Here is an 11,936-nt window from a genome sequence, read left to right as displayed (position 1 = left end):
GCAGTCACCAAAAAAGACATTATTGGATGGTTCACTCACTGCTGTTACTATATTGCACCCAACTGAGAACCGCTATAAATTCTGCCGGATAGAAAGGAGAACTCATACCTGTGCTAGCTTCTTTGGTTATATCACCATCGAAAAGCTTTACAGTGAGATTTCCATTGACTTGTTTAGCGAATGGAATCAAAATACCATCAATATAATTTTGTGCATTCTCTACAGAATCAAATTCATAAAAACCACCAACAGTATTGGTGTTCAAAGCACTTAACCAAGTTTTGGATTTCAATCCGGGAAACTTTTTCATTTCTACATTAGTTGATTTCCAATCAATCTGACTAAAAGGAATAGACACTTGATACTCGGCGTAGACGAATACTTTACTCACTGACATTTCTGCTCCTATCTTGAATTTTTCTGCAATTATGCGGACATAATATCAGAACTCCGTTCATCTACCTCGGAACTCCGTTAATCCATCTCATATCAAGTCCTGTTAATCACTTATGATTACCGCATCTGTGCAAAAATCGTAAAAGCCTCTTTCCCTCTGCCCCTCTGCCCCCCTGCCCCCCTGCCTGCCTTTTCATCTTCGACCTTTGGCGAATAGGCTTAAACCTTCTGTGCCGATATCTTTGAAGATATCCATGTAACAGCTGTCTAAGTGCCAGATATGGTTTACGGTCGTCAACGAGCCTATTTGGGAACAGGTTGGGCTTATCCACTGCATTTAAGTGTGCAAGGTGGGATACAACTTAGCCGTGAAGATCAAAAAGTTAAAGAATCTATTTGGATTATCCTCCGCACGGGTGTAGGTGAGCGGGTTTATCGACCGACGTTTGGTTCGCGCTTGTCGGAACTGGCGTTTGCACCTTTAAATAGCGATACCCTACTGCGAATCCGCCTTTATGTCTTGGAAGCTTTAGAAGTTTGGGAACCACGCATTACTATCGATGAAGTTGTCACCGATCCCGATCCAGTGCGTGGCAGAGTGGACATCATCATCAATTATCGACTCAAAGACGGCCCCGATATTTATAGTTTTGTTTATCCTTATTATTTGGTGTCAGCTGGGGAGGAATCGTGAACTTTGACTTTCTACCAAAATTACCTTCTTCCAACTTAGACGATCGCGCCTTCGATGATTTGGTGGAAGAATGTATTATGCGTATTCCTCGCTACTGTCCAGAATGGACAGACCACAATCTCAGCGACCCAGGAATTACGCTAATTGAGTTATTTGCTTGGTTAACTGACCAAATGTTGCTCAGATTTAACCAAGTACCCCGAAAAAATTATGTCGCTTTCCTAGAATTACTGGGTATCCGTCTCCAGCCTCCCGCCCCAGCCCGCACGGAATTAACTTTTTATTTAAGCGCTGCACTACCTGAAGCCTACACGATTCCAGCCGGATTGGAAGCCTCAACTATCCGCACTGAAACCACAGAAGCGATTACCTTCAGCACAGATTCTCCTCTAATTATCGGCAAACCCCGCATACAGCACTTCTTAACTGCCCAAACCACTGAAGACATTCCCCAATCTCTGCGAGAAAGAGTCACAACTTCGTGGACTCGTCAATCTAACGGTTACTGGACAGGTAATGAACAACCGATATTTGAAGAGGAACCCCAGCCTGGTAACTCTTTTTATTTAGCAATTAATTCTGATGATCCTTTAGACGCTAATGTTTTGGAAATTATTTTCCAAGGGGCTGCGGCTACACCTGCTGGTATTAACCCCAATCAACCACCCCGCAAGTGGGAAGCCTGGGATGGAGAAAATTGGCAACCAGTTTTATTACAAGAATCAGATGATAAAACTCGTGGCTTCAGTTTTTACGAAATCGCCCAAGATGGTGGAAACCCGTCTCAAGGTGCAGAGGTACGTCTGCATCTACCTCAAATTTGGCCTGTGGCTAATTTTACCTCATACCGAGGTCGCTGGCTGCGCTGTAGCTTCATTTCCACAGAAGCTAATGAATCTGGTTACAATCGTCCACCACGAATTATTGGTTTAGCAGTCCGTTCAATTGGCGGTACTGTTAGGGCTAGTCACAGTACGCTGATTCAAGATGAGCGATTGGGAATTAGTGATGGTACACCCGGTCAGAGTTTCCAGTTACAAACAGCACCAATTTTAGAACGGAAAGAAAATGAGTATATTTTAGTTACTCCCGCTGGTGGTTTGCCTCAGAAGTGGACTGAGGTGAGAGATTTTGCTGATTCTGGGCCGCATAATTTTCATTACACCATCGATTCGATCACTGGTACAATCCAATTTGGACCGCTAATTCGGGAACCTAGCCAGCTTAAACAGCATACACAGGTGCGAACGCGAATTCAGCAACCATCACTAGATGACACATCTGTACAAGTTCTGGAAAATAACCAGTCGGAACACCAATATGGGGCGATTCCTCCCCGTGGATCAGAGATTAAAATAGTTACTTATCGTACAGGCGGTGGTAGAGAAGGCAATGTTCAAACTGGGGCAATCCAGTTTTTGAAGTCTGCATATCCATATATTGCTAGTGTGGTCAATCGTGTACCAGCAATCAATGGGGCGGATGCTGAGTCACTGGAACAAGCTGTAATGAAGGCTCCCCGCATCCTCCGCACGCGCGATCGCGCCGTCACTGCCGAAGATTTTGAAGTTTTAACTCAACAGGCGGGTGCTGGTGCGATCGCGCGTGTCCGGTGTTTGCCAGCAAATTCTCGGAGACAAGCTGGTATAGTTAGTTTACTGGTAGTTCCTTATGCAAATACAGATGCGATCGCGCAAGGCAATGGGATGACACCAGAAGAGTTTGCCCTCAGTAATACCCTGCAAGAGCAAATTTTGAGTTACTTAGATGAAAGACGCTTATTAGGGGTACAAATAGAATTACAAGAACCGAATTACGTAGGTGTTTCTGTACAAACAGAAATTGCCTTAGAGCCAGCATACAACAACCCTTTTGCCAGCGAAGAAATTCGCCGGAATTTAAGGCGATCGCTATATAAATATTTAAATCCATTAACTGGAGGAATCGACGGCAAAGGTTGGCCATTTGGGCGACCCGTTTATACATCGGATATTGTGGCATTACTGCAACAAACCCCAGGTGTACGGCATTTAGGCCCCGTCTTGCTATTTCCCATCCGCAAGCAAGGAGAAAATTGGCGACGACAACCATCGCCAGAACAATTGATTGACCCAGGATCGGAAGGTTTGATATGTTCTTGGGCTGATACCAATCTGCGTTCAAATCACGACATCCAAATAATTCGTAATTCGTAATTTGTCATTTGTCATTTGTCATTTGTCATTTGTCAGTAGTTATTCTCCCCCAATCCCCAATCCTATGGTTCAAAGTCGCTCTAGTCCAGCTGTACGCATTCAATTAACGCCAATGCAAATTCCCGAAGCTTTACCTGTGGCAGGTTTAGCATTTGCAAACGCGGATATGGATGTGGCTGGACGTAGTTTGCTCTTGCATCCTGGACATCCCAGCGAGATGATTGTGCAAGTACAAAACTTAGAACAACGTCCTTTGCGGGTAAGCTTAAGCGTTGAAGGAAACTTCCCGTCGCAGTGGTGTCAGATTGGCACAGAAGGCAGTGAGATACCGCCTCGTGGACAAATGGATGCTGTCCTCTACTTCTCAATACCCGACACATTTTTTGAAGACCAAGAAGCGATTTCTCCAGGAAAAAAAGACAAACTAACTCTCAATTTTCGCAGCCTAATTACTCTACATATAGACCCAGGCACTGACAACGAACAAATTGAGAGAAGCGAGTATTTCGATTTATACATCCGTCCCTACACTGCCTACATGGAATTCTTGCCAATTTTGTATCGAGAAGTGGACTTTATTGGTCGCTTCATGAAGATATTTGAGCAAGCTTTTCAACCAATAGTTGATAGTTACAACGTCATGTGGGCAAACCTCGATCCCTTGACAGCACCGCAAGCACTACTACCCTTTATGGCTCATTGGGTTGCTTGGCAAGTAGATTCCATTTGGGATCTCCAGCAACAGCGACGTTTAATTCGCCGAGCCGTAGAACTTTATCGCTGGCGAGGAACTCGTAAAGGATTACGTCTCTATTTACATCTTTATACTGGTTTACCGCTAGACGAACATTTACCGAATGAAGCTGATAAACATATTAGTATTACAGAACCATTTGGCCCAAGTTTCATTATAGGAGATGCACAATTAGGAAATGCAGTTTTAGCAGGTGGACAACCATATCACTTTATAGTGCGTTTGCGTTCAAATATTTCTATTGGCATCATCAACCAACAACTTATTGAAAGAATCATAGAACAAGAAAAACCTGCTTTTTGTACCTACGAATTATCTATCGAAAATCCCCATAATTAAATAATTCGTAATTAAGTAAGTTAAATTAAAATTTAATCCAAAATCTAAAATCCAAAATTACTTATGTCTCATCCTTTTCCACCTCCACCAATTAAATCCTTTGAACGCCTACAAGCCGCAGATGGGTTACTAATCAATGCCGAACGGTGGCGCACAGCCCATGATTACCACCGGAATCGGCAAAATGCCCAATATCAAAGTTTAAACCAACCAGGAATTGTCTGCGGTTTAGGCGTTCGAGATGTGACTGCCCCAAGCCAAGTTGAAGCTAGATATCGAGATGGGCGTTGGGTGCAAATTCAACCTGGTATTGCAATTGATTTAGCAGGTAATCTAATTGTTATACCGACTTCTTATGATTTTCCCATTGATATAGAAGTAGCAAGTTCAGAACCGCTCATGATCTACTTAGTAGTTAGCTATGTAGACCCTGATGAATTGCGGCGCGGACAGCAAAGAGATATTGTCCAAGAAACTTACCGAATTGACCAAAGAAACTCTACACCAGTTAGTTCAGAAATAGAAATATGTCGGATACTCTTACAACCAGGACATACTGAAATTACCCAACCTGCGGATGCTTTCTTTCCTGGATATAATAATATTGATTTGCGTTATCGCCGTCAGGCACAAATGCGTCCCCAAGCACTTGTGTGTATGGCACAGGCGAATCATAGCGATCCTGAGTGTGCGCGTAATTTTTTCAGCCTTTCGTATTTGTTACAAGCAGTAGAACCCCTATATCCCAGTTTGCGAGGGGCTGATGAACCAGGTCAGGTTTCTTTAGGAGAAAATATCCAAGACTATGACATCCTTTATCTAACAGGTGGACAAGCCATTTCTTTAAATAGTCTCGAATTTGAATCCCTAAAAAATTACTTAAATTTAGGTGGTGTGCTTTTAATTGATGCGCCAACGAATGCTAATCCTCTGATTGAGAGTACTCAAGCATTAGCACAACAGTTAGAGAGTCCTTTAAGACCTTTGGAAGAATTGCAACGGAGTCATCCTTTAAGGACAAAACCTTTCTTATTTGCTGCCTTACCAATGGTTAATCAACAGCAGATTAAACTGTTAGTTGGTGGAGGAATTATTTTAGCAATTGGTGATTTAGCAACTGCTTGGGGACTGGATAGAGATTTGAGTTTACCCAGATTAACCATTCGTACAGCTCAGGAACTCGGAATTAATATCCTTCACTATGCTTGGAAGCGGCGACAGTTAATAGGTTTGCAACAGGAAGATAATTCAGGGCAGTGGTGAAGGTGCTAATTTAGACACTAACTACAAGAAAGCGATCGCACTATTCTTCCATGTCTTCAGGAATTCGTTCCAAAGAAATTGTCACCGCAGCTTGTCCAAAGGTTCCAGTCCAGGCTTCATGGAATGTATTCCCTGATTCCGGATCGGTATCGTAAATGCTATAAGTACCTTTTGTGTTTCGTCCCTTTTTATCGGGATTGCCAAATACTTCCAAGGTTATACGGTCACTTCCGTCCTCTGCTACAACTGCTGCTGCATGATATTGGCAGTCAATTGGATCAGTTTCTTCTCCTATATCGATGGGTTGTTGGGCAACTATTGCATAGGCATCTCCAACGCCTGGTATTGCATTGGTATTTCGCTGATCCTCACTGACTTCATTTGCTGCATCCCAGTTATCCTCTTCACTCTCACCGAATACTGTTCCGGTTTGCGATACTTGACTACGGACTTTCCCTCTTCTCAGACGTTGGCCATGCATGATTTCTTCTGCGGTATGCAAGCAATCTGCCAGGAATTTATCAGATGGTGTGTATCGCTGATAGTTTCCTAGACCGTCTACAGCGATCATATTTCCAAGATTGCTGTAGGCAGGGGCAGGCGTACCTTGACGTGCGTACACAAAATTATTACTTTCTGCAAGAAGGTAGTTAGCGGAATCAGATTTGATTGAGGTAGCTGTCTCTTCATGGTATTCATCTTCATATCGTTGAATTACATCTAACCCAATGGTTTGACCAATTGTTGGCTGTAATTTGCATTGTGTAATCATTTGCTGGCTATTGCTAACAGTTTGGAGATTTTCCATCCCGGCTTTCAGGTGATCAGGCATACCAGTTGTATTTTCCTGACGCATCACCTTTTGCGCCACCCCATCTGCTTGCTGATAAAGCTCTCCTGACGGAACTTTAAATTTTGCCTGTGAACGCAATGATATTCGACTAATGTCGTGACTCAGAGGCTTTTGTTGGAAAGCTTCTTCTTGTGATAACTGCTTACCATCAGCCTGCTTTGCTTGCAGATTTGATGACTTCTGAACCACATCAGCTTGTAAACCAAAACCGCGTACTGGGTTCGCTAGTGTCGGAATATTTGCTGAAGTCAGCGATGAATTCGTCCAACTTGATGTTGCTGTTTTCTTGCTCTGAAGCCTAATGTGTGATTCCATTTCATCTAATCCTTACCTTGAATTGGCTATGAATTGAAAATCCTGTCACAGTTCTTTAACCATACCATCAAGGTCTGGAATTATTGATTTTGCTTGCTTGCGATCGCAGTATTATTTTTGTCGTGTTCAAGTTCTCTCATTAGAGAATCAAAATCGCTGGTGTTGTTTCTACCTTTGGCAAATAAAGACTGAATTTTATTTATTATTGCACTCATACTGTTGAAGAAAAACTTACCAAGGTTATTAACAAAGTTTTTCAGTTTCTCAAATATCCCAACCTCTACAGTGGAGTACTTGATGAGTCAGCTTTTTTGTGGACTTGTAGCCGTTATTTCATTGCTGGTTTCAAAAGTCAATAGTGGGTAATCTATAATATGATGTTAAAATTGCTTGATTATTTATACTTAAGTCGAATACTGTTAAAATGCATTATTCGCTGGGTTAAGAACGCCGTACATTCAAGCAACACCATTCTTTTCGTTTCCATAGGGTAGCAACAACCCAACCATTTTCTTCTAAGGCATCAGCAACAGCTTTAGATTGTTCTAGTAAAATACCACTAAAGATCGCCCAAGTGTCAGGTTTAGCGATCGCACTCATTTCTGGAACCAACTCAATAATTACATGAGCCAAAATATTGCAAACGATACCATCCACTGGTTTCTCAATCAGTTTTGTCAAAATGTCTACACTTCCTAGTGCAGGTAGTAAACGTTCTGGGCTAATGTCGTTGAGGGCACCATTACTGATAGTTGATTGCACCGCTAAAGGGTCATTATCTACTGCATAGACTTTTTCGGCTCCCAGTAGCAGCGCCCCAATGGAAAGGATACCAGAACCACAGCCAATATCCGCAATTACCAGATGTTCATGTTTGCCACCAGTACCCACAAACGACTGAGGAACTTCACTTAGCCGCATTTCCAGAGATTCCAAACATAGCTGAGTGGTGGCATGGTTGCCGGTACCAAATGCTACACCTGGGTCAAGACGAATTACTAACCGTTCTGTTGTTTCTGGTAATGGTAGCCACGCGGGGTTGATTAGGAAGCGATCGCCTATTTCCTGCGGATGCCAATATTGTTTCCAGCTAGTCGCCCAATCTTCCTCATCAATCAATTGCCATTGCAGGGATGGAGATGAAACACCTACACACAGAGCATCTTGACGCAGCCACAGCGACAGCGCTGCCAAATCTAGCAGCTGTGTTTGAATTGTCGATAAGTAAGCCCTGACTAAAGATGAATTTCCTTTGTTTTCACTTGCTGTTCCACGACAGCCAAAATCTTCCAGTCGCCAAAAGATCGAATCTTCTAGGTCTGGCTCACATAAAATCTGTAATTCCCACCAGGTGTTTGCCATATAATTTTAGATTTTAGATTTTAGATTTTAGATTGGGGACTTGGTAACGGTTAATGACCAATGCGAAAAACAATGAGCAATTAGCCATTACCAATCCAAAATCCAAAATTGTTCGGCTGAGCGAACGCGAGTGCGTCTTGCAGAGAAGCCGAAGTCCGCAATCCAAAATTAAAGTGTTACTGTATACGCGTCCCGAATACCAGGGACTTTTATAATCTCATCCAAAATGCCCTCTGGTAAAGGGTCATCTATACTCAGAGCCATTACCGCATCACCACGGACGATTTTACGACCTACTTGCATACTGGCAATATTCACATTGAAACTGCCGAGTAGAGAACCGAGTTTGCCGATAATCCCTGGCATATCGCGGTGTAGGGTAAACAGCATATATTTGCTGGGTGGAACGTTAATCGGGAAACCGTCAACATCAGTCAAGTGGATTTCCCGCTCACCTAACAAAGCACCTGTGACAGAATGAGTACCTAAAGTACCCGTAGCTTCTAAATGAAGCGTTCCGGCATAGTCTCGAATTGAAGCATCGCGGGTTTCAATCACCCGAATTCCGCGTTCTTTGGCTTCTATGCTGGCATTTACGTAATTTACCCGTTCCCGCAAAGCTTGGTAAAGTAAACCTTTTAAGGCAGCTACTATCAAAGGCTGACTTTTGTTGGTTGCGAGTTCCCCTTGCAGTCGAATATTGAGGACTTCCACCCGTCCGCCAGCTAGCTGTCCCACTAGATTACCTAGAGTTTCTGCTAGTTGCATGTAAGGTTTGAGTTCTTCCAACACATCGGGGCCGAGTCCAGGAATGTTGACAGCTGAACGGGCTGGTAGTCCTAAAAGTACATCCCGAATTTGTTCGGCAACATCAATAGCCACATTCACTTGAGCTTCTGCGGTAGAGGCTCCCAAGTGGGGAGTGAGGATAACTTCCTTACCTAGCGATCGCAACTCAGATTCACCCAATGGTTCTGACTCGAACACATCCAAGGCTGCACCGCCGATTTTACCCGCTTTCAGAGCTGCTGCTAAAGCTACTTCATCAATGATCCCACCACGAGCGCAGTTGACAATCCGGGCTGTGGGTTTCATTTTTGCCAGGGTTGTGGCATTGATTAAGTGGGTGGTTTCTGGGGTTTTGGGGATGTGTAGGGTGATATAGTCGGCTTGCTGGAAAAGTAAATCTAGCTCAACTAACTGACAGCCAAGTTGTTCGGCTCGGTCTGTAGAAATAAAAGGGTCATAAGCTAGGAGTTTCATCCCCATTGTCTTCGCTACAGCCGCAACATGGGAGCCAATTTTACCCAAACCGACAACACCGAGAGTTTTTTTGTAGACTTCCGCGCCGACAAAGCTATTGCGATCCCACGCACCGCGTTTCACCGAAGCGTTAGCATCGGGGATATGGCGAGACAAAGCCAAAATCATCGCTAGCGCGTGTTCGGCAGCGGCAATTGTGTTTCCCTCTGGAGAATTGACTACCACAATTCCCCGGCGTGTGGCAGCGGGAACATCCACATTATCCACACCCACACCAGCACGACCGATGATTTTTAGCTGGGTGCCGGCTTCAATAATTTCTTGGGTGACGCGTGTACTAGAGCGAATCATCAGCGCGTCATACTCACCAATAATTTCGATCAGTTCTGCTGGTTTTAGACCTATTTTGACATCAACGGTAGCAACTTGCGAAAGAATGTCAATTCCAGCTTGGTCAATAGAATCTGAGACAAGAACCTTAGACATGATTACTTCATTTAAAGCTACAGGTTTTGCTGCACAAGACTTTTTAGTTTAGTCTTTATCTGTCACAATTCAGCAAAAATTATTCGTTTTAATATCAACTTAACCTTTACTTACGTTGCGTGCTAATGGTATCGAAGCGTGAGTTGCTCCCGATGGTACTGCCTCCTAAGTATTTGAAGATGAGTGGCTGTTTGCACCACCCTGTGGCTAAATATAAAGCATGAATAGCACTCAGCACCTATATATTTATTAATAGTTAAGAGTTACCAAAATTTTATCGGCTTAAGCAACTTCCTTGTTGGGGTAGAAACGCCTGCATTCTTGACTGGACTACAACTTTAGCTGAGGCAATGCTCTGCACAACCACCAAACGAGGCAGTAACTATTATATCTGTCGAATCTTGGCTGTTTCTCAATCCCACAAGTGGTATCCCTTAGTCAAAGCAAAACATTGCATCATCAAAATAATTGGATTGTAACAGTTATAACTTAGGCATCAAATAAATTTTCTGGCTCATGATTCCGGTAGATTTCAGATTGTCTAGTAGTTAAAAGCTGGCAATTAGTGTCAGTAGAGTACTTAATATACAAATGACATCGCTAGGGGAGAAATCGCTATAATTCTGGTGAGCCAAATATCCTTTGAGTTTTGGGGAAACCAGCCATGTTAGAGTACAACTTGCCAAGGTACTTGCCCTCAGCCGAGGAACTACCAGACTCTGATGAAACGCCTGTGGATAATGAACTACAAGAATTGATACCAGGCTTGTTGAAGGCGATCCTGCTGATACTTTGGTCAGAACGCATGGACTGGTTGTTTGGGATAGATATGGGTATTTATTATCACCCCGACAAACCGCCCATTGTGCCAGATGGATTTTTGAGCTTAGGGGTAGAGCGGTTTTATGATGAGGAACTGCGTCCCAGTTATGTGCTGTGGGATGAAAACGTTGTACCGATTTTCGTGCTAGAAGTAGTTTCTCAAAATTATCGCAAGGAATATACTACTAAGTTGGATGAATATGCAGCTTTGGGTGTACTTTATTACGTGATTTATTCCTCTCGTCGCCGCCGCAAACCGCATCTGGAAGTACATAAGTTAGTTAATGGTAAGTATGAATTGCAAGAGGGAAACCCCGTTTGGCTACCAGAAATTGGCTTAGGAATTGGTTGCGAAAGAGGAAATTATTGCGGTGTAACGCGCGAATGGATGTATTGGTATGATGAACAAGGACAACGGTACCTCACACCCGCAGAACAAATAAAACAAGAGACACAACGCGCTCAACAAGAAACACAACGCGCTCAACAAGAGACACAACGCGCTCAACAAGAAGCACAACGCGCTCAACAAGCAGAACTACGTGTGCAACAATTGACAGAACAATTAAGAGCGCTGGGAATAGATCCAGATAATCTGGGTTAACTGAAATACTTTGCAATATTTTCAACAAGACTGAAAAATCTAATTTTTCAGATTTATGTATTTTCTACAAATCCGGGTTTGCTACTGGAAGCTGTAAGTAAAAAACTATTGCTTTTTAGGAATAACGTTCCTGATTCCACTTTTAGAACCAACAGTATCACCTTTGTAACGAGGGATGATATGAATACTAGCGTGCATAATATTTTGACCTGCGGCTCGATTGATATTCATTCCTATATTAAAGCCATCAGGTTCAAATTCCGTTTTGAGAATTTCTTGTACTTTGTTCACCATAAACCAGCAAGCAGATTGCTCTTTCAAGGGTAGGTCAAAATAACTGCTAACATGACGTTTGGGAATAACCAAAACATGCCCTTTGCTTATTGGATAGCCATCAAAAATAGCATAAGCAGTTGCTGATTCAGTTAATAGTGTGAGAGTTTTATGGGGATTACAGAATATACAATAATTAGATGAATTTCGCTGATGGTTATAGTGAACATACTCATATAGTTCGGGAGCATGTCAACTTTGTTAGAACAAACGAACTAAACAGGTTCTAAAGTTGGTCATTAAGATAAGCGCAGCGA

The 11,936-nt window shown here is 42.9% G+C and carries 10 protein-coding genes and 1 pseudogene; 5 read left to right on the top strand and 6 right to left on the bottom strand.

What is annotated here, in order from left to right:
• Nucleotides 1-31: 31 nt before the first annotated feature.
• Nucleotides 32-397, bottom strand: a complete 366-nt coding sequence (locus RM347_RS34955; RefSeq protein ID WP_322719472.1) for a YdhR family protein — start codon at nt 395-397, stop codon at nt 32-34.
• Nucleotides 398-676: 279 nt separating this feature from the next.
• Between RM347_RS34955 and RM347_RS34950 the strand changes: the two genes are divergently transcribed.
• From RM347_RS34950 to RM347_RS34935, 4 genes are all read left to right on the top strand, one after another.
• A complete protein-coding gene (locus RM347_RS34950) occupies nt 677-1,090 on the top strand; it encodes a GPW/gp25 family protein (protein ID WP_094350967.1) in 414 nt (137 codons plus the stop codon).
• Nucleotides 1,087-3,285, top strand: coding sequence for a putative baseplate assembly protein (locus RM347_RS34945; protein WP_322719471.1), 2,199 nt, complete (start codon nt 1,087-1,089; stop codon nt 3,283-3,285). Before RM347_RS34950 ends, RM347_RS34945 begins: the two co-directional genes overlap by 4 nt.
• A 64-nt stretch (nt 3,286-3,349) precedes the next feature.
• Nucleotides 3,350-4,378 carry a phage tail protein gene (locus tag RM347_RS34940; RefSeq protein ID WP_322719470.1) on the top strand — a complete coding sequence of 343 codons (1,029 nt, stop codon included), beginning with the start codon at nt 3,350-3,352 and terminating at the stop codon, nt 4,376-4,378.
• Between the two features lie 63 nt (nt 4,379-4,441).
• Nucleotides 4,442-5,641, top strand: coding sequence for a DUF4159 domain-containing protein (locus RM347_RS34935; protein WP_322719469.1), 1,200 nt, complete (start codon nt 4,442-4,444; stop codon nt 5,639-5,641).
• Nucleotides 5,642-5,681: 40 nt separating this feature from the next.
• On the opposite strand, the gene RM347_RS34930 is transcribed toward RM347_RS34935, so the two are convergent.
• The 4 genes from RM347_RS34930 to serA all read right to left on the bottom strand — a co-directional run bounded on the left by RM347_RS34930 (nt 5,682) and on the right by serA (nt 9,920).
• Nucleotides 5,682-6,809 (bottom strand): hypothetical protein, encoded by a 1,128-nt coding sequence (locus tag RM347_RS34930; RefSeq protein WP_322719468.1) that lies wholly within the window; start codon nt 6,807-6,809, stop codon nt 5,682-5,684.
• 80 nt (nt 6,810-6,889) lie between these two features.
• Complete coding sequence (locus RM347_RS34925) at nt 6,890-7,024, bottom strand: hypothetical protein (RefSeq protein ID WP_322719467.1); 135 nt, start codon at nt 7,022-7,024, stop codon at nt 6,890-6,892.
• Nucleotides 7,025-7,250: 226 nt separating this feature from the next.
• Entirely contained in the window at nt 7,251-8,171 is a 921-nt protein-coding gene (prmA, locus tag RM347_RS34920) for a 50S ribosomal protein L11 methyltransferase (RefSeq protein ID WP_322719466.1), read from the bottom strand.
• Between the two features lie 168 nt (nt 8,172-8,339).
• Nucleotides 8,340-9,920: a phosphoglycerate dehydrogenase gene (gene serA, locus RM347_RS34915; protein ID WP_229464183.1), complete on the bottom strand. Its 1,581-nt coding sequence runs from the start codon at nt 9,918-9,920 to the stop codon at nt 8,340-8,342.
• A gap of 664 nt (nt 9,921-10,584) precedes the next feature.
• On the opposite strand from serA, the gene RM347_RS34910 reads away from it, so the two are divergent.
• Complete coding sequence (locus tag RM347_RS34910; protein WP_322719465.1) at nt 10,585-11,346, top strand: Uma2 family endonuclease; 762 nt, start codon at nt 10,585-10,587, stop codon at nt 11,344-11,346.
• A 105-nt stretch (nt 11,347-11,451) separates the two neighbouring features.
• On the opposite strand, the pseudogene RM347_RS34905 reads toward RM347_RS34910, so the two are convergent.
• A pseudogene (locus RM347_RS34905) lies at nt 11,452-11,862 on the bottom strand (HIT family protein); the annotation flags it as partial.
• Between the last annotated feature and the right edge of the window lie 74 nt (nt 11,863-11,936).

The sequence above is a fragment of the Nostoc sp. ChiQUE02 genome (assembly GCF_034531305.2).
Classification (GTDB): domain Bacteria; phylum Cyanobacteriota; class Cyanobacteriia; order Cyanobacteriales; family Nostocaceae; genus Nostoc.
Note: the sequence above shows the minus strand (reverse complement) of the source record. Positions and strands in the feature narration are given on the sequence as shown.